The sequence below is a fragment of the Staphylococcus argensis genome, from assembly GCF_002902305.1.
GTDB lineage: Bacteria > Bacillota > Bacilli > Staphylococcales > Staphylococcaceae > Staphylococcus > Staphylococcus argensis.
In genome coordinates this window covers 1,052,215-1,071,103 of the sequence record NZ_PPPX01000001.1, presented here as the reverse complement: position 1 = coordinate 1,071,103, position 18,889 = coordinate 1,052,215, and the positions used below count along the sequence as shown (strand labels likewise).

16 protein-coding genes and 1 other RNA gene are annotated in these 18,889 nt (G+C 39.2%); 14 read left to right on the top strand and 3 right to left on the bottom strand.

Annotated elements, in window-relative coordinates; all coding sequences use genetic code 11:
• The first annotated feature begins 7 nt into the window (after positions 1–7).
• From recJ to CD039_RS05170, 9 genes are all read left to right on the top strand, one after another.
• Entirely contained in the window at positions 8–2,284 is a 2,277-nt protein-coding gene (gene recJ / locus CD039_RS05210; protein ID WP_103371413.1) for a single-stranded-DNA-specific exonuclease RecJ, read from the top strand.
• 12 nt (positions 2,285–2,296) lie between these two features.
• Complete coding sequence (locus CD039_RS05205) at positions 2,297–2,815, top strand: adenine phosphoribosyltransferase (protein WP_049411459.1); 519 nt, start codon at positions 2,297–2,299, stop codon at positions 2,813–2,815.
• 330 nt (positions 2,816–3,145) lie between these two features.
• Positions 3,146–5,335 carry a RelA/SpoT family protein gene (locus CD039_RS05200; protein ID WP_103371412.1) on the top strand — a complete coding sequence of 730 codons (2,190 nt, stop codon included), beginning with the start codon at positions 3,146–3,148 and terminating at the stop codon, positions 5,333–5,335.
• A 15-nt stretch (positions 5,336–5,350) separates the two neighbouring features.
• Entirely contained in the window at positions 5,351–5,803 is a 453-nt protein-coding gene (gene dtd, locus CD039_RS05195) for a D-aminoacyl-tRNA deacylase (RefSeq protein WP_103371411.1), read from the top strand.
• Positions 5,800–6,675, top strand: coding sequence for an N-acetylmuramoyl-L-alanine amidase family protein (locus tag CD039_RS05190; RefSeq protein WP_103371410.1), 876 nt, complete (start codon positions 5,800–5,802; stop codon positions 6,673–6,675). The genes dtd and CD039_RS05190 overlap by 4 nt, the downstream gene beginning before the upstream one ends.
• Positions 6,676–7,043: 368 nt before the next feature.
• Entirely contained in the window at positions 7,044–8,306 is a 1,263-nt protein-coding gene (gene hisS, locus CD039_RS05185; protein WP_103371409.1) for a histidine--tRNA ligase, read from the top strand.
• A 12-nt stretch (positions 8,307–8,318) separates the two neighbouring features.
• Positions 8,319–10,085, top strand: coding sequence for an aspartate--tRNA ligase (gene aspS, locus CD039_RS05180; protein ID WP_103371408.1), 1,767 nt, complete (start codon positions 8,319–8,321; stop codon positions 10,083–10,085).
• An 84-nt stretch (positions 10,086–10,169) separates the two neighbouring features.
• Positions 10,170–10,360: non-coding RNA, 6S RNA (gene ssrS / locus CD039_RS05175), on the top strand.
• Positions 10,361–10,437: 77 nt separating this feature from the next.
• Entirely contained in the window at positions 10,438–11,211 is a 774-nt protein-coding gene (locus CD039_RS05170; protein WP_103371407.1) for a tRNA threonylcarbamoyladenosine dehydratase, read from the top strand.
• 140 nt (positions 11,212–11,351) lie between these two features.
• On the opposite strand, the gene mdh is transcribed toward CD039_RS05170, so the two are convergent.
• Both mdh and CD039_RS05160 read right to left on the bottom strand, forming a co-directional pair.
• Positions 11,352–12,287: a malate dehydrogenase gene (gene mdh / locus CD039_RS05165; RefSeq protein WP_103371406.1), complete on the bottom strand. Its 936-nt coding sequence runs from the start codon at positions 12,285–12,287 to the stop codon at positions 11,352–11,354.
• Positions 12,288–12,526: 239 nt separating this feature from the next.
• Entirely contained in the window at positions 12,527–13,807 is a 1,281-nt protein-coding gene (locus CD039_RS05160) for a replication-associated recombination protein A (RefSeq protein ID WP_167386228.1), read from the bottom strand.
• Positions 13,808–14,031: 224 nt separating this feature from the next.
• Here CD039_RS05160 and cymR point away from each other — a divergent pair, with 224 nt between their 5' ends.
• The 3 genes from cymR to CD039_RS11835 all read left to right on the top strand — a co-directional run bounded on the left by cymR (position 14,032) and on the right by CD039_RS11835 (position 14,973).
• Positions 14,032–14,451 carry a cysteine metabolism transcriptional regulator CymR gene (cymR, locus tag CD039_RS05155; RefSeq protein ID WP_103371404.1) on the top strand — a complete coding sequence of 140 codons (420 nt, stop codon included), beginning with the start codon at positions 14,032–14,034 and terminating at the stop codon, positions 14,449–14,451.
• Positions 14,452–14,601: 150 nt separating this feature from the next.
• On the top strand, positions 14,602–14,784 hold the full coding sequence (locus CD039_RS05150; RefSeq protein WP_002470875.1) for a CsbD family protein: 183 nt from the start codon (positions 14,602–14,604) through the stop codon (positions 14,782–14,784).
• Positions 14,785–14,811: 27 nt separating this feature from the next.
• A complete protein-coding gene (locus tag CD039_RS11835) occupies positions 14,812–14,973 on the top strand; it encodes a hypothetical protein (RefSeq protein ID WP_002470877.1) in 162 nt (53 codons plus the stop codon).
• Between the two features lie 163 nt (positions 14,974–15,136).
• On the opposite strand, the gene CD039_RS05145 is transcribed toward CD039_RS11835, so the two are convergent.
• Entirely contained in the window at positions 15,137–16,135 is a 999-nt protein-coding gene (locus CD039_RS05145; protein WP_167386235.1) for an LLM class flavin-dependent oxidoreductase, read from the bottom strand.
• Between the two features lie 384 nt (positions 16,136–16,519).
• Between CD039_RS05145 and CD039_RS05140 the strand changes: the two genes are divergently transcribed.
• Together CD039_RS05140 and mnmA are read left to right on the top strand one after the other, a co-directional pair.
• Positions 16,520–17,662 (top strand): cysteine desulfurase family protein, encoded by a 1,143-nt coding sequence (locus CD039_RS05140; protein ID WP_103371402.1) that lies wholly within the window; start codon positions 16,520–16,522, stop codon positions 17,660–17,662.
• Positions 17,663–18,775, top strand: coding sequence for a tRNA 2-thiouridine(34) synthase MnmA (gene mnmA, locus CD039_RS05135; protein ID WP_103371401.1), 1,113 nt, complete (start codon positions 17,663–17,665; stop codon positions 18,773–18,775).
• The last annotated feature ends 114 nt before the right edge of the window (positions 18,776–18,889 follow it).

Genomic DNA, 18,889 nt, shown 5'->3' with positions numbered 1-18,889 from the left:
CGTATAAATGATTAAACCGAAATATAATTGGCTTTTATCAGAAACGAACGACAATCAAATTACGGACGACGTCGCACAACAATTTAATTTGAGTCCTATCATGAAACAAGTGTTAGAAAGTAAAGCAATTACTACAGCAGAAGAGATTGAACGCTTGCTTAAAGCACAGGTGAAACATGATCCTGCAATGATGAGTGATATGGCCAAAGCGGTAGAGCGGATTAATCAGGCGCTAGATCGCAACGAAACGATTCTTGTCTATGGAGACTATGATGCTGACGGTGTCACTTCAACGACGATCCTCGTCAAGACGTTAAGAGAATTAGGGGCACACGTCGGTTGGTACATACCGAATCGCTTCTCTGAAGGCTATGGTCCCAATGAATTAGCTTTCCAGAACGCGGTTGATGAAGGCGTTTCACTCATTATTACAGTAGATAATGGTATTCAAGGTCATGATGAAATTAAACTTGTACAAGATCAAGATGTTGATGTCATAGTGACTGACCATCACGAGATCGGTTCATCATTACCTGAAGCGTATGCGATTGTTCATCCAATGCATCCGGATTATGATTATCCATTTAAATATTTATGTGGTGCTGGTGTAGCTTATAAGCTTGCACAATCATTGTTGGATAATCCTCCTAGCTATTTCAAAGCTCTAGTAGCAATAGGGACGATTGCAGACCTTGTTTCAATGACGGATGAAAATCGTACATTAGTCAAAGAAGGTTTGGAAGTGCTTAATCAGCATCTACCTGTCCCTATCAAAGCTTTATTACAACAAGCTGGCTTTGATCAAACGATTACGGAAGAGACAGTAGGCTTTATTATCGGCCCCCGTTTAAATGCAGTAGGGCGTTTAGAAGATGCAAGTCTCGCCGCTGAATTATTGATGACAGACGAGATGGAAGAAGCTCAATTTTTAGCTGAACAAGTGGAGTATTTTAATAATGAACGTAAAGACATCGTCCAATCCATTGCGGATCAAGCTATGGCGATGGCACAAGAGCAAGTTGAACAAGGATCAAAGTTCTTATTATTAGCTCATCAAGATTGGCATGAGGGTGTGCTAGGTATCGTCGCATCTCGTGTAGTTGAAACGTATCATCTACCGACATTGATCTTAAATATCGACGAAGCTCAGAATCATGCTAAAGGTTCAGCACGCAGTATTGATCAAGTATCGATGTTTGAAGTCTTGAGCGAACAATCTGATTTGATTACGAAATTTGGCGGTCATCATATGGCAGCGGGTATGACGTTACCGATAGAGGATATTGAACCTTTACATCAAGCGCTCGATCAAACGATGCAAGCGTTAGCTAAACAAGTTTCTCTCGTGCCGACCAAGAAAGTAGATGTTGAGATAGCAGAATCTGATATTTCCGTTGACAATATTAGAGATTTACAGAAGTTACGTCCATTCGGTACAGACTTTGCTATGCCGTGCTTTAAACTTAGCGATATCAACGTGGTTCAAGCGAAAGGCATTGGTCAAGAGAAACGGCACTTAAAGTTAACGCTTGGTGCGGACCGTCTTCAAGCGCTTTACTGGCAGCATGGCCAGTTAGCATCGGAACTCGGTGAAAGCCAACCCCTTGATTTAATTGGTACGCTTGAAATTAATGAGTGGAATGGTCATCAATCTCCGCAGTTGATGATTCAAGATTTAGCAAGCAATCAATTACAAATCTTGGACTATCGCAGTAAAAACAAGCATATCTCCTTTGAAGATAGTAATGAAGTGGCTTATATTATTCGCGGTGAGCAAGATAAACCTTCAGAACATCATTACTATTATGGTGAAACATTCCAACAGCCCTATGATAAATATGTCATGATGGAATTGCCGGAAACATTATCGGTGATGCAAGAAACATTGAAACAAATTAATAATGCACAAATTTATTTGGTTCTGACACACCAACATTCTGTATACTTTGAAGGTATACCTAAGATGGAGAGCTTTAAAGCTTGCTACAAAGCGATTTATCAGAAAGGGAATTTAAATTTAGCGTCAGAAGGCATGCAGTTATGCGAATACTTGAGAATCAAACCTGATCATCTGAAATTTATTTTACGCGTATTCTACGACTTAGACTTTATTAAAAATGAAGATGACTTTATCGTGATCAATCCTGATTCAACAACGAAGGCGATTGATTCAAGTTCGCTCTATCAAGCACGACAAGCACGAATTGAAGTGGAACAATTGCTTCTATATGAAGATTTTAATAAACTAAAAAGCTGGATTAAAGCTGAAATGAACAATAATTAGGAGGCAAATCTTATGGATTTAAAAAAATACGTATCAGAGGTGCCAGATTGGCCACAACCTGGAGTAAGTTTCAAAGATATTACAACGATCATGGATAATGGTGAAGCGTTTGGTTACGCAACGGATCAAATCGTGCAATATGCGAAAGAGCGAGACGTCGATGTGGTCGTTGGACCTGAGGCGCGTGGATTTATCATTGGTTGTCCGGTTGCTTACTCTATGGGCATTGGATTTGCTCCTGTTCGTAAGGAAGGTAAGTTGCCTCGTAAGGTTATCCGTTATGAATATGAGCTCGAGTACGGTACAAATGTCTTAACGATGCATGAAGATGCCATTAAACCAGGTCAACGTGTGCTCATTACAGATGATTTACTTGCTACTGGTGGTACGATCGAGGCAGCGATTGGCTTAGTTGAGAAACTCGGTGGTATCGTCGTTGGTATCGCATTCTTAATTGAGCTCAAATATCTAAATGGTATTGAGCGCATTAAAGACTATGACGTTTATCGCTTAATTTCATATGATGAATAAGTGATACTGAATCACTTCATTTCATCCTATACGTATCATGATCACTCGTTTCAAGGTAGAATTGTTCTAAATTGAAACGAGTTTATTTTATTTGATGGTAGCTACAACAAACCATCAAACATTCAAATCTATTTCATGTCGTTTAAACATTTTATCTACTCAACCTAACATGTAATTGAAGTGATTTATTTCTGTGAAAAGTTGTAGTATGATAGAACTAATATTCTATTGAACGAGGACAGTTGACGTAGCGCCAGTCTGATAAGTTACAATATAGAGTAAATAACGTACAATAAGGAATTTCAGTAATAAGGTATAGGGGTGTCTAACTTGAATAACGAATATCCATACAGCGTAGACGAAGTATTATCCAAAGCGAAATCGTATCTTTCTCCAGGTGATTATGAATATGTACTGAAAAGTTACCATATCGCTTACGAAGCACATGAAGGCCAGTTCCGTAAAAATGGCTTGCCTTTCATCATGCATCCCATTCAAGTAGCAGGAATACTGACTGAAATGCGCTTAGACGGTCCAACGATTGTTGCTGGCTTTCTACATGATGTCATCGAAGATACATCTTATACCTTCGACGATGTTAAAAATATCTTTAATGAAGAAGTCGCAGTCATAGTTGAAGGTGTGACCAAACTTAAAAAGGTTAAATATCGTTCGAAAGAAGAGCAACAAGCAGAAAATCATCGCAAGTTATTTATCGCTTTAGCAAAAGATGTACGCGTGATCTTAGTTAAACTTGCAGACCGCTTACATAACGTACGTACGTTGAAAGCTATGCCACGCGATAAACAAGTCCGTATTTCTAAAGAAACATTAGAAATTTACGCGCCATTAGCTCATCGACTCGGTATTAATACGATCAAGTGGGAGCTCGAAGATACTGCATTACGCTATATAGATAGTGTACAATATTTCAGAATAGTTAATTTAATGAAGAAAAAGCGTAGTGAACGTGAAGCTTATATAGAACATGCGATTGATCACATCAACTCAGAAATGCAACAAATGAATATACAAGGTGAAATTAATGGCCGTCCTAAACATATTTATAGCATTTACCGTAAAATGGTGAAGCAGAAGAAGCAATTCGATCAAATATTCGACTTACTCGCTATCCGCATTATCGTGAACAGTATCAATGATTGTTACGCTGTCTTAGGCTTAGTACACACGCTGTGGAAACCTATGCCAGGTCGTTTCAAAGACTACATCGCTATGCCGAAGCAGAATATGTATCAATCTCTGCATACCACAGTTGTAGGTCCTAATGGTGATCCACTTGAAATTCAAATTCGCACTTATGAAATGCATGAAATTGCTGAGCATGGGGTCGCTGCTCACTGGGCTTATAAAGAAGGCAAGAAAGTCAACAGTAAGACACAAGACTTCCAGAATAAGCTCAATTGGTTGAAGGAACTTGCTGAAACAGATAAGACAACTTCGGATGCACAAGAATTTATGGAATCTCTTAAATTCGACTTACAAAGTGATAAAGTATACGCTTTTACACCTCAAAGTGATGTTATCGAGCTCCCTTATGGGGCCGTGCCTATCGATTTTGCTTACGCTATTCACAGTGAAGTAGGGAACAAGATGATAGGTGCGAAAGTCAATGGTAAGATTGAACCGATTGACTATGTTCTCCAAACAGGTGATATTGTTGAAATTAGAACGAGCAAGCATTCCTATGGACCAAGTCGTGACTGGTTAAAAATTGTAAAATCATCCAGTGCTAAAAGTAAGATTCGAAGTTTCTTTAAAAAACAAGATCGTTCATCCAATATTGAAAAAGGTAAATTCATGGTCGAAGCTGAAATTAGAGATCATGGCTATAGAGTCGAAGATATTTTAACTGAAGAAAATATTGAAGTCGTAAACGAAAAATATAACTTCTCAAATAGCGATGACTTATTTGCTGCAGTAGGATTTGGTGGTGTGACCGCTTTACAAATCGTCAATAAATTATCTGAAAAACAGCGCGTGCTCGATAAACAGAAAGCATTAAATGACCCTCAAGAAGTCAGCAAGACTGTACCGATTAAAGATAGCATTACAACAGAAAGTGGCGTGTACGTAGAAGGTTTAGACAATGTACTCATCAAACTTTCTAAATGTTGTAATCCGATTCCTGGCGATGATATTGTAGGCTATATCACTAAAGGTCATGGCATCAAAGTTCACCGTTCCGACTGTCCAAATATTAGAAATGAACAAGAACGCTTAATTGACGTGGAATGGGTAAAATCTAAAGATTCAACACAACGTTATCAAGTTGACTTAGAAATTTCAGCATATGATCGTAACGGACTCCTCAACGAAGTCTTACAGGCAGTCAACTCAACGACAAGTCATCTCGTCAAAGTTTCAGGCAAGTCTGATGTTGAGAAGAATGCAACAATTAATTTAAGCGTGATGGTTAAGAACGTCAACGAAGTCTTCAAAGTGGTTGAGAAGATCAAGCAACTCGGTGACGTCTATACTGTGTCACGTGTATGGAATTAGAGGTGTTATATAAAGATGAAGGTAGTAGTACAACGTGCGAAACATGCAAGTGTCTCCAATGACTCAATGAGTAACGAGATTCAACAGGGCTATTGTCTCCTCGTAGGTCTTGGTAAAGCGTCTACACAAGCAGACATCGAAGCTATAGCTAAAAAAATAGCTCATGCGCGATTATTCGAAGATGATAATGGTAAACTTAACTTAAATATTCAACAAGTCGAAGGTGAAATTCTATCTATTTCACAATTCACATTATATGCAGACGTGAAGAAAGGAAATCGTCCAGGCTTTTCTAACTCAATGCCACCAGACGAAGCTAACGAGATGTATCAGAAATTTAATCAAGCGCTAGAAAGTTATGGCATTACAGTTAAGACAGGCGAATTTGGGACAGACATGCTAGTGGATATCGCTAACGATGGACCTGTAACGGTTATTTATGAAAGTCAGGACGGTAAGATTCTATGACAGGCGTACGTAGATGGCTGAGTAAACATCGAATGTGGAATTTACCCACACTCATTGCCTTAGTACTTTTTCTAATCTTTGTCCTCTTCTTATTTATGGTGATGAATCATAACGATGAGAATAGTAGTACGATTTATGTAACTCAAGATGCCGAATTACGCACGGGGCCTAATGCTGCTTATCCAGAACTTTATCCCGTTCACAAAGGCGATAATTTTCATAAAATAGGTAAATCTGGTAAATGGATTCAAGTTGAGTCACACAACAAGAAAGAGAAGGGTTGGATCACCGGTTGGCATACGAATCTTGATATTAAGAAAGATGTCACTGCGAGCAAAGATTCTTTAAAAGGTAAGACGATTGTCCTCGACCCTGGTCACGGTGGTAGTGATCAGGGCGCTTCAAGTCGTACTCAGAAAAAGAGTTTAGAGAAAGTTTATACGCTTAAAACAGCCAAGGAGTTAAAGTCATTGCTTAATCGTGAAGGTGCGCATGTTAAAATGACGCGTGAAGATGACTCTTACGTCTCTTTAAGTGATCGTAATTTAAAAGGTGATGCGTATATCAGTATACATAATGACTCTCTCGATTCGACGAAAGCCAATGGAGGTACAGTCTACTGGTATCGTAAAGGACAAGAAGGTTTAGCCGAGACGTTAAACCAAAGCATCCAGAAGAAAGCCTTACTCAGTAACCGTGGGGCCAAGCAAGAGAATTTCCAAGTGTTAAGACAAACCAATCAACCCGCAGTATTACTTGAGTTAGGTTACATTAGTAACCCTACAGATGAAGATATGATTACTGACAAATTACATCGTCATGTAGTCGAAGAAGCAGTGGTTGATGGACTGAAAATATATTTTAGTAACTAACACTTGCAAACTACCAAGAAAGCCTTTAATATATAGATTGAATCTAATAGTATTGACCGTTAATATTCTTGATAACTACATGTGAAAGAGGTAAAGTTCTTCGACACAGTTAAGGTGAGACACGATATTACCTTTAACTGAGGAACTTGTAGAGACGTTATTCATAGCTGAAAGAATACGCTGAGTAACTTGTAGGTGGAACACAAGAAGAGGTACTTTACGAGAGTAAAGCGCGTGACGTCCGATAAACGTCGAGAGTGGGTTATATGTGAAGTATAACCAATTAGGGTGGCAACACGGAAATTCGTCCCTTGTGTGATTAATGATATCACGCAAGGGCTTTTTTAATGTAGAAGAGGAGAGATTCTATGATTAATATACCAAGAGGTACGCAAGATATACTTCCTGGAGAAACGAAGAAATGGCAATTTATTGAATCCAGACTTGAAGAACTAATGAAACTTTATAACTACCAAGAAATTCGCACACCTATCTTTGAGAGTACAGACCTCTTTGCGAGAGGTGTTGGCGATTCTACTGATGTGGTACAGAAAGAAATGTACAACTTTAAAGATAAAGGTGATCGAGATCTCACATTGCGTCCAGAAGGTACAGCAGCGGTTGTAAGATCTTACATTGAGAAGAAAATGCAAGGTCAAGCGAATCAACCGGTGAAACTTTATTATGTAGGACCTATGTTCCGTTATGAACGCAAGCAAAAAGGGCGTTATCGTCAATTCACTCAATTCGGTGTTGAAGCGATCGGTTCTGAAGATCCAAGCATTGATGCTGAAGTATTAGCCATGGTCGTGCATATATACGAATCATTTGGCTTAAAAAATCTAAAACTTGTCATCAATAGTATCGGTGATATCGATTCACGCCAAGAATATAATCAAGCGTTAGTCGAACACTTTGAACCCGTGATTGACGACTTCTGCCAAGACTGTCAATCTAGACTGCACACCAATCCAATGCGTATTCTTGATTGTAAAGTAGACCGTGACAAAGAGGCAGTGAAGACTGCACCACGCATCACAGATTACCTCAATGAGGAGTCTCAAGCATACTACAATCAAGTGAAGGCACACTTAGACGATTTAAATATTCGTTACGAAGAAGATCCTAACCTTGTTCGTGGCCTTGATTATTACACGCATACGGCGTTTGAGTTGATGATTGATGACCCTGATTATGATGGTGCGATCACCACACTTTGTGGTGGCGGTCGCTACAATGGGCTACTACAGTTACTTGATGGGCCAGACCAAACAGGTATCGGCTTTGCATTAAGTATCGAACGCCTGTTGATGGCATTAGAACAAGAGGGTATCGAGCTCGTTGAAGAAGACCCACTTGATCTCTTCGTTGTTACGATGGGTGATGATGCCGACCGATACGCAGTACGCTTGCTTAACGATTTAAGAAAGCAAGGTATTAGTGTCGATAAAGATTATTTAAATCGTAAGATCAAAGCTCAGATGAAACAAGCGGATCGACTCAACGCTCGTTACACTGTCGTCATCGGAGACCAAGAATTAGAACAACAACGCATTGCGATTAAAGATATGCAATCAGGTGAATCTGAAGATATCGCTTTAGATCAAATCGCTGAATTTTTTACTAAATAAGGAGTAGATAAAATGTCTAAACGTACAACATATTGTGGTTTAATCACAGAAGATTATTTAGAACAAGAAGTAACATTGAAAGGTTGGGTACACAACCGTCGTGACCTCGGTGGTCTTATCTTCGTAGATTTAAGAGACCGTGAAGGCCATGTACAAATTGTCTTCAACCCTTCATTCTCTGAAGAAGCACTTCAAGTGGCTGAAACAGTGCGTTCAGAGTATGTCGTTGAAGTGCAAGGTGTAGTTAAAAAACGTGACCCTGAAACAGTTAACCCTAAAATCAAAACAGGTAACGTAGAAGTTCAGGTTTCTAACATTGAAATCATCAATAAATCTCAAACACCACCATTTGCAATTAACGAAGAGAACATCAATGTAGACGAAAACGTACGTCTTAAATATCGTTACCTTGACTTACGTCGTCAAGAACTCGCTCAAACATTCAAAATGCGTCACCAAACAACAAAATCAATTCGTGAATATTTAGATGGCGCTGGATTCTACGATGTTGAAACACCTGTACTAACGAAATCAACACCAGAAGGCGCACGTGACTATCTCGTTCCATCACGTGTTCATGAAGGTGAATTCTACGCGTTACCACAATCACCTCAAATCTTTAAGCAATTGTTAATGATCAGTGGTTTCGACAAATATTATCAAATCGTTAAATGTTTCCGTGACGAAGACTTACGTGCAGACCGTCAACCAGAGTTCACTCAAGTCGATATCGAAATGAGCTTCGTAGACCAAGAAGATGTCATTGAAATGGGTGAAGAACTTCTTCAAAAAATCGTCAAAGATGTCAAAGGTGTTGAACTTGAAGGTTCATTCCCTCGCATGACATACGCTGAAGCAATGGCACGTTACGGTTCTGACAAACCGGACACACGTTTCGGTATGGAACTCATTGACGTATCTGAACTTGGCGAAACAATGGACTTTAAAGTATTTAGCAATGCTGTAAATAGCGGAGGCCAAGTTAAAGCGATCGTCGTAGAAGGTGCAGCCGACAAATATACACGTAAAGATATTGATAAACTTATGGAATTTGTTAATATCTACGGCGCTAAAGGTCTCGCATGGGTTAAAGTTACAGATGAAGGCCTTAACGGTCCGATTGCTCGTTTCTTTGAAGAAGAACACGTATCACGCTTAAGCGAATTAACTCAAGCGAAATCAGGCGACATCGTCTTCTTCGTTGCAGATTCAGTTAAAGTTGTAGCACAAAGTTTAGGTGCTTTACGTTTGAAACTTGCGCGTGAACTTGACCTTATCGACGAATCTAAACTCAACTTCTTATGGGTAACTGACTGGCCACTTCTCGAGTACGATGAGGATGCAAAACGTTACGTAGCAGCTCACCATCCATTCACTTCACCTAAAGAAGAAGACATTGCGAAATTAGATTCTGAACCTGAAAATGCACAAGCAAATGCATACGATATTGTGCTTAACGGTTACGAACTCGGTGGAGGTTCAATCAGAATTCATAACGAAGATTTACAAGCTAAAATGTTCGAAGTACTTGGATTTACTGAAGAACAAGCGAGAGAACAATTTGGTTTCTTACTCGATGCATTCAAATATGGTGCGCCTCCACACGGCGGTATTGCACTCGGCTTAGACCGTCTTGTAATGGTACTCACAGGTCGCACTAACTTAAGAGATACGATTGCTTTCCCTAAAACAGCATCCGCAACATGTCTCTTAACTGACGCACCAAGCGAAGTGTCTGATAAACAATTAGACGAATTATCACTACGCATTAAACATTAATTTGAGATGACAGGGCATTGTGTCCTATCCTGAGTTAATTAATTTCAATGCGCCAGTCAATGTGGTACTATTGAACCATACAGATAGAACCTGTTGTGTTCGAAAGTTTGCTTTTTATTTGGGCCTAACACTCTTTGATCCGGGAGCCCAATAGGTTTTCTTGCGGCGCACATGCCTCGTTCTGAGGACTTGCAAACCAAGAAACAGGGCACCCACCTGTACTTAGCAGGCCGAATGATCAAGCTTTTTACAACTACGGCACGAACGGATTCTATCATGCGCAAGGCGTTTGCCTTGCGTATTTTTTTGATTTTAACAGCAGAAGTAGTTAGGAATAGGAGTTAATTGGAACATGAAACATCAATTTTCACGTAATGAGCTTGCGTATGGCTCAGAAGGTATAGAAAGACTAAATGAGAAGACAGTTGTCGTGCTAGGCGTAGGTGGAGTAGGCTCTTTCGCAGCTGAAGCACTTGCACGTACGAACATCGGGCATATTATTCTGATTGATAAAGATGATGTTGATATTACTAACGTCAATCGTCAGCTTCATGCGCTTACTACAACCATTGGTCAGAGCAAAGTTTCTTTAATGGAAGATCGAATTAAACTCATCAATCCAAATTGTAAAGTTACGTCATTACATATGTTCTATACGGAAGAAACGTATGAAGATTTATTTAATAATTATGATATCGATTACTTCGTAGATGCGAGTGATACGATTATGTATAAAGTCCATTTAATGAAAGAATGTCTTAAACGCAATATTAAAGTGATTTCAAGTATGGGTGCCGCAAATAAAACGGATCCGACAAGATTTGAGATTGCTGACATTTCTGAGACACATACAGATCCTATCGCCCGTATCATTAGACGTAAATTACAAAAGGATGGGATTAAAAAGGGCGTACCAGTAGTATTCTCTGATGAAAGTCCCATCGTCATTCGTGAAGATGTTAAAGAAGTCGTAGGTGACGCGAATGCAGCGACAAGAAAGGGGCAGATGCCTCCATCTTCAAATGCCTTCGTGCCGAGTACAGTAGGACTTATCTGCGCAAGTTACGTAGTTAATGATATTCTGAAAGATTTCCCAGTAACGCGCATTAAAGATAAAGGGCAATAATATTGAGATCACTACTGAGTAGTAGGTATGTATTAAAAATGAGTATTACCTTTTGTTCAGTATAGATAGTACTAAGGGTCAATTTCACATCATTGAGAAATTGACCCTTATTATCTGTATTAAATTAAGCTCTTTTTAGCTTAAAAGCTTAAAGCGTTTTTAACCTCTTTAACTGCCTCTGCAGAAGCTCTCAATTGTGTTTGCTCTTCTTCACCTAAGTCTAATTCAACGATTTGTTCTACGCCATTTGAACCTAAGATCGTTGGCACACCTAAGTAAATGTCGTCAAAACCATATTCACCTTCAAGTAAGGCAATGCTTGGAAGTAAACGACGTTGATCTTTTAAGATAGATTCCATCATATTATAAATCGCTGCAGCTGGTGCATAGTAAGCTGAGCCATTTCCTAGTAATCCAACGATTTCAGCGCCACCTTTACGTGTACGTTCTACAATTGCCTCGAGCTTATCTTTAGCAATTAACTCTGTAACCGGTACACCATTCACATTAGTTGATTGAACGAGCGGCACCATAGTATCACCGTGACCACCAAGTACTAGGCCACGCACGTCTTTCACAGAAACACCTAACTCTTGCGCGATAAATGTTTGGTAACGTGCAGTATCGAGTACACCTGATTGTCCAATAACTCGAGACTTAGGGAAACCAGATGTTTTATAAACTGTGTAAGTCATCGCATCGACAGGGTTAGTTAATACGATAATCTTACAATCTGGAGAGTATTTAACAATTTGCTGAGTAACATCTTTCATGACTTTCTCGTTCGTTTGAACTAAATCATCACGACTCATACCTGGTTTACGAGCGATACCTGCTGTGATGACTACGATATCTGAATCTTTCGTCTTCTCGTAATCTGAGCTTGCAGTTACGTTCACATCGAAGCCAAAGATAGGACTGCTCTCCAACATATCTAACGCTTTACCCTTAACTGGATCTTCGACTTGAGGAATATCGACGAGAACGACATCCGCTAATTCATGTGTTGCAGTAATAAATGCAAGTGTTGCGCCAGTATTACCGCCACCAATAATAGATACTTTTTTTCTGCTCATGTGTGTTCACACCCCTTAAGTTGTTGAATATATCTTTTACAACTTTATTATACCATAGGTTCTGGTACGAAAGGGCTTTCTTATGTGCGAATTACGCATGAAAGTCACTTTTGTAAAAGACAAGAGAGTTATCGTTAAATTTAGCGTGCTATCGTTAATAAATTCTCTCTTACAACTAGATAAATAAAATCCCCACCAATGTTATATTAGTGGGGTGAATCAAATATGGTATCCCAACGTCACAACTTTTTCTGAGCAGCAAGAATATTATCATGCACCGATTTAAATTGTTGTTCACTTTTAGAAGTGGTTTTCGGTTCGTAGTAAATTTTATTTTTAAGCTTATCAGGAAGGTATTGTTGCGCGACAAAGCCACCCTCATGGTTGTGTGGGTATTTATAACCGATGGCACGTCCCAGCTTCTTAGCACCGCTATAATGGCCATCTCTTAAATGATCTGGAATTTGACCTGCTTGGCCTTTTCTAATATCACTAAGCGCAGCATCAATTGAAGTAATCGCAGAATTTGACTTCGGAGATAATGACAACTCGATAACTGCTTGACTGAGAGGAATACGTGCTTCAGGAAAGCCAAGGCGCTCAGCAGATTCAATCGCAGCCAAAGTGCGCTGACCCGCACCTGGGGAAGCTAATCCTACATCCTCATAACTAATCACGAGCAAGCGTCTCACAATCGTAGGGAGATCGCCGGCTTCGATTAAACGAGCGAGATAATGAAGTGCCGCGTTAACATCACTGCCACGAATCGATTTCTGAAATGCACTCATCACGTCGTAATGCATATCTCCATCTTTATCGCTCAGAAATGCACCGCGTTGCAAGCAGTCTTCGGCATCTTGTAATGTAATATGACGCAAATCATCTTTCGAGACATCACTACTTAAGACAGCGAGTTCTAAAGCGTTTAACGCACTGCGCACATCACCTTGACTTTGCGTAGCGAAATACGTCATCGCCTCATCATCTACTTTAACATTGTACTTACCTAATCCACGTTCTTGATCATGTAATGCTCGTTCTAACGCTTCATGAATATCATCTTCATCAAGCGGATAGAGTTCAAAGATTTGTGCACGTGAACGAATCGCTGGGTTTATCGCGTGATATGGGTTAGAAGTCGTCGCTCCAATTAAGACAATCTTTCCATTCTCGAGATGTGGTAGCAAGAAATCTTGTTTCGCTTTATCTAAACGATGAATCTCATCTAAGAGTAAGATGACTTGTCCTGACATCTTGGCCTCATCGACAATCATCTGCATATCTTTCTTCGTGTTCGTCACGGCATTCAGTTGTCTAAATTTATATTCCGTACTTCCTGCAATGGCCTTGGCGATACTCGTCTTTCCAATCCCTGGTGGGCCATAGAAGATCATGGATGATAATTGACGCGTCTTGACCATTCGTCTTATAATACCTTTTTCTCCAACAAGATGCTGTTGTGATATGATTTCGTCAATATTGTTAGGACGCATTCTTGAAGCTAATGGTTCGTTTGCCACGTTATTCACACCTTTCTCGCTATGATTTTAACATACTCTAGGGGAGTTGAAGATTATTTTAAGCTCGTCCATGCAGAGTAAAATGTACTGTATGACCTAGAGTTCAGTTTTATTTTTTTATTTATTTTATAACACAAACAGACACTTAGGGTTGATAAATGTTATAATATGTTTGAGATGATACAATAGATTGCAACAGTATTCGAACTAAGTGAGGTAATAAAATGAAGATATCAACAAAAGGCAGATATGGATTAACACTCATGATTTCCCTTGCTAAGAAAGAAGGCCAAGGTTGTGTTTCTCTAAAAACAATCGCAGAAGAGAATCACTTAAGTGATTTGTATCTAGAACAATTAGTCGGACCTTTGCGTAATGCTGGTTTAATCCGCAGTGTAAGAGGGGCGAAAGGCGGTTATCAATTACGCGTTCCTGCTGAAGAAATTAAAGCAGGCGATATTATCCGCTTACTTGAAGGTCCGATTACATTCGTTGAAAGCATCGAATCAGAACCACCAGCACAAAAACAATTGTGGATACGCATGCGCGATGCCGTGAGAGAAGTTCTAGATAATACAACATTGAAATATTTAGCAGAGTACAAAGAAACAAATAATTTAGATGGCTATATGTTCTATATTTAAGAAATAGTAGCTAGATCAACCCTTAAACAAAATAATAATTCAAATGAGAACAAATTAATCACAAAGAAATCCTATCTTTTACAAAATAAGATGTTTAGATCTGAAAGATAGGGGTATAAAGGAACTACACCAACGAAGGAGGACATCGAAATGGCAGACGAAAGCAAATTCGAACAAGCTAAAGGCAACATCAAAGAAACAGTAGGTAACGCTACAGACAACAAAGACTTAGAGAATTCTGGTAAAGAGGATAAAGCTTCAGGCAAAGCGAAAGAATTCGTGGAGAACGCGAAAGACAAAGCGACTGAAGTGATTGATAAATTTACTAAGTAATGAACTAATCGAAAGGAGTTATCTATAATGAGTGAAAATTTCTTAGATAAAGCCAAAGATGCAGCTAAAAACGTATCAGACACTTTAAAGAAAACGGACAATGATAAAGCGAAAGAAGTAAGCGATAAAATTGATTCCGTTACAGGTGAAGATAAAAAAGACGACAAAAAAGACAAGAAAGATAAATAATCTTTCAAACGTCTTAACGTTTTAAGAAGTGATGTTTCCATCACTTCTTCTTTTATTAAAAACCGTCAATTTCTGTTGAGTCGTAACTCAAGAAATTGACGTTTTTTGTGTTTAGTGTGAGTGAGTAAAGCCGCTTAGTTTCACTCACCTATATACAACACAATTATGCTTCATGCTTACTATTAAAGATATTCATTAAGTGCTCATATGATTCATGTTGGGCTTCTTGATCGTAAATATAGCTGACTGCCATTAATTCGTCGACTTCGCCATATGTGTCTTCAAATGCTTCAAACTTCTGTTTGACTGTTTCTTCAGAGCCGATAAGTGATTGTTCTAAGCGTTGTTTCGCCATTTCATATTCTCTCGGAGTGAGTAAGCCTTGTAAATCATCCGTGGGAGGTTGAACAGGTTGCATGCGACCACGTACGATACTAATCATCGTTTGCGCTTGCGTTGTAGCTAAGTATTCCGCTTGTTCGTCTGTCTCTGCAACGATTGCGTTCAGACATACGATGACATACGGTTCTGAAAGATGTTCAGAAGGCTCAAAGAGTTCTTTGTAAATTTCAATTGCTTCTTTCATTTGTTGTGGTGCAAAGTGTCCTGCGAAGACATAAGGCAAACCTTTGCGCGCCGCAAGATGTGCAGAGTCAGTAGAAGAACCTAGAATGTATAATGGCACATTTTTACCTACAGCGGGATAAGCTCTGACATATGCTTGCTGATTAGCAGGGCCGAAATACGTTTCTAACTGCTCAACCTCTTCAGGAAATTCGTAAACACCGTTGTGCTGATCACGACGTAAAGCACTTGCTGTCATCATGTCCGTACCCGGTGCACGCCCTAATCCTAAGTCTACACGGTCGGGGAACATCGTCTCCATCGTACCAAATTGTTCAGCTACGATGAGTGGGGCATGGTTAGGCAACATGATACCGCCAGAACCTACACGCATTGAAGATGTATGTTCTAAAATATGTTGAATCAGCAATGCCGTTGCTGAACTTACAAGATTAGGTGCATTGTGGTGTTCTGCAATCCAATAGCGTTCATAATTAAGTGATTCGAGATGTTGACCTAGAGACACCATATCATTGATGGCATCGCGATCTGTTTGACCTTCACGAATAGGTACTAAGTTTAAAGCGGATAGTTTCATATTTTTCAATTGATATCCTCCTCATTTAAATGCATACACATATTTTAACAATTCCTCAATAACTCAGATATTAACTTGCTCAAGTTAGCGAATTTAACAGACGTGCTAGGACATAATTAAGAAACTGGTTACAAAAGGTGAGTTATAGTATCTGATTTCATAAATTCACTAACTTTTTAAGTAATTTTAGAGTTAAATAGCACTTTTGCAGTAGACGTCTGAATTTGAAATTGCTTACGCAGTTTCAAATACTAGTCGTCCTTGCGGGGGCAAGACGACGAAATCAAAGATTTCTGTCCTGCTCCCTAAAACAGGCCGGTAGAAATTTAACTATAGAGGTGCTATTATAGTAGCGTTAAGAATATAGATTGGAGTGTCTTAAACATGGGAATTTATCTTGATTACGCTGCTACAACTCCAGTAAAGCCAAATGTTGTTGAAGCGATGATGGATATTTATCAGAATCATTATGGTAATCCGTCTTCTATCCATAATATAGGTAGAGATGCACGTAAATATTTAGATGACGCACGTCGTACAGTAGCGGAGAAGTTAGGCGCACAACCTAACGAAGTCATCTTTACGAGTGGTGCTACTGAATCTAATAATACTGCAATTAAAGGGCTCGCTTATGCGAACCGACATAAAGGGAATCATCTTATTACAACGAAGATTGAACACCATTCTGTTCTACATGTGTTTGAGCAACTTGAGAAAGAAGGATTCAAGGTTACGTATTTAGACGTGAATGAGGAAGGCCTTGTTGGTTTAGAACAGCTTGAATCCGCTTTAACTGAAGACACCATTCTTGTATCAATCATGTTTGTAAACAACGAAGTAGGTACGGTGCAGCCAATGTTTGATATTGACCATTTGCTTCAGGACAAAGATATTTATTTCCATGTAGATGCTGTACAAGCGATTGGTCATTTGCCCGTTGACTTTCATGAGCTCGACATCGATACGATGAGTCTAACTGCTCATAAGTTTGGTGGACCCAAAGGCGTTGGTACTTTATTAGTTAAAAATGCTACGGACATTCAGTTTAGCCAACTCGGTGGGGAACAAGAAGTTAAACGTCGTGCAGGTACGGAGAATATTCCACAAATTGTCGGACTAAGTGAAGCATTAAAGACGGCTACTGATGAATTAGATGACAATAATCTACATCTGATGAATTTAAAAAATCAATTTTTAGTCGCTTTACAAGATCGTGCGATTCCATTTGAACTCAATGGTTCAATGATTGAAACGACGGGTCACATCGTCAATTTATACTTCCCATTTATTGATGTAGAAACACTGCTCACATTATTAGATTTAGCGAATATTTATGTTTCTTCAGGTTCAGCTTGTACTGCAGGTTCAACTGATCCTTCCCATGTCATCTCAGCCATGTATGATAAAGAACGTGCATTCCACTCTATTCGATTTAGTTTTAACGAAATGACGACCGAACGTGAAATCAAACAAGTCGTAGCAGAACTTCACAAGATTTATCATAAATTTAAAAAGGAGGAAGTCTAGTTGGACAACAGCGATATTAGAGTAGTCGTAGGGATGTCAGGCGGTGTCGATAGTTCCGTGACGGCCTACTTACTCAAAGAACAAGGCTATGATGTCATCGGTATTTTTATGAAAAATTGGGATGATACAGACGAAAATGGCGTATGTACTGCAACAGAAGATTATAACGATGTCATTGCAGTATGTAACCAAATTGGGATCCCTTATTATGCGGTGAACTTTGAACAACAATATTGGGATAAAGTCTTCACATACTTCTTAGATGAATATAAAAAAGGGCGTACACCAAATCCAGATGTTATGTGTAATAAAGAAATTAAGTTCAAGGCTTTCTTAGAGCATGCGTTAAACTTAGGTGCTGATTATGTCGCTACAGGGCATTATGCACGAATTCGTCGCCATGATGACGGACACGTAGAAATGCTTCGTGGCGTAGATAATAATAAAGATCAAACATATTTTTTAAATCAACTTTCTCAAGACCAATTAGCCAACGTGATGTTCCCAATTGGAGATATTGAGAAATCTAAAGTACGTGAAATTGCTGAAGAACAGAATTTAGCTACAGCGAAGAAGAAAGATTCTACAGGTATTTGCTTTATCGGAGAACGTAATTTCAAAGAATTCCTTTCTAATTACTTACCTGCGCAATCAGGTGAAATGCAGACACTTGATGGTGAAGTTAAAGGGCAGCACTCAGGTCTTATGTATTATACGATTGGCCAACGTCACGGTTTAGGTATCGGCGGAGACGGCGATCCTTGGTTCGTCGTTGGTAAGAATCTAGAAGATAATGTGTTATATGTGGGACAAAGTTTCGATAATGATGCGCTTTACAGTGATTATCTTATCGCTTCTGACGTGTCATTCGTGAACCCAGTTGACCTTGATAATGGTTTCCATTGTACAGCTAAGTTTAGATACCGTCAGAAAGATACAGGTGTGTTTGTACAACGTGAATCAGACGACAGCATTCGCGTGACTTTCGACCAACCTGTACGCGCAATTACACCCGGACAAGCGGTAGTATTGTACGACGGTGAAGTTTGTCTTGGCGGTGCTACTATTGACGATGTTTATAAAAATAGCGGCCAGTTGGATTATGTAGTTTAAAAAGTTAAAGTTTCAAACGTACTTAATACTTTAAAATGTCAGGTTCGAAAAGGTGATGATACTTTTTCGAACCTTAATCTTTGAATTGCGGAGGAAGCACTACGAAATCAAAGA

What these genes read in the sequence shown, in the direction of transcription:
- recJ (WP_103371413.1), top strand. Translation starts at nt 8, where the DNA reads ATGATTAAACCGAAATATAATTGGCTTTTATCAGAAACGAACGACAAT.
- CD039_RS05205 (WP_049411459.1), top strand. Translation starts at nt 2,297, where the DNA reads ATGGATTTAAAAAAATACGTATCAGAGGTGCCAGATTGGCCACAACCT.
- dtd (WP_103371411.1), top strand. Translation starts at nt 5,351, where the DNA reads ATGAAGGTAGTAGTACAACGTGCGAAACATGCAAGTGTCTCCAATGAC.
- CD039_RS05190 (WP_103371410.1), top strand. Translation starts at nt 5,800, where the DNA reads ATGACAGGCGTACGTAGATGGCTGAGTAAACATCGAATGTGGAATTTA.
- hisS (WP_103371409.1), top strand. Translation starts at nt 7,044, where the DNA reads ATGATTAATATACCAAGAGGTACGCAAGATATACTTCCTGGAGAAACG.
- aspS (WP_103371408.1), top strand. Translation starts at nt 8,319, where the DNA reads ATGTCTAAACGTACAACATATTGTGGTTTAATCACAGAAGATTATTTA.
- CD039_RS05170 (WP_103371407.1), top strand. Translation starts at nt 10,438, where the DNA reads ATGAAACATCAATTTTCACGTAATGAGCTTGCGTATGGCTCAGAAGGT.
- mdh (WP_103371406.1), bottom strand. Translation starts at nt 12,287, where the DNA reads ATGAGCAGAAAAAAAGTATCTATTATTGGTGGCGGTAATACTGGCGCA.
- cymR (WP_103371404.1), top strand. Translation starts at nt 14,032, where the DNA reads ATGAAGATATCAACAAAAGGCAGATATGGATTAACACTCATGATTTCC.
- CD039_RS05150 (WP_002470875.1), top strand. Translation starts at nt 14,602, where the DNA reads ATGGCAGACGAAAGCAAATTCGAACAAGCTAAAGGCAACATCAAAGAA.
- CD039_RS11835 (WP_002470877.1), top strand. Translation starts at nt 14,812, where the DNA reads ATGAGTGAAAATTTCTTAGATAAAGCCAAAGATGCAGCTAAAAACGTA.
- CD039_RS05145 (WP_167386235.1), bottom strand. Translation starts at nt 16,135, where the DNA reads ATGAAACTATCCGCTTTAAACTTAGTACCTATTCGTGAAGGTCAAACA.
- CD039_RS05140 (WP_103371402.1), top strand. Translation starts at nt 16,520, where the DNA reads ATGGGAATTTATCTTGATTACGCTGCTACAACTCCAGTAAAGCCAAAT.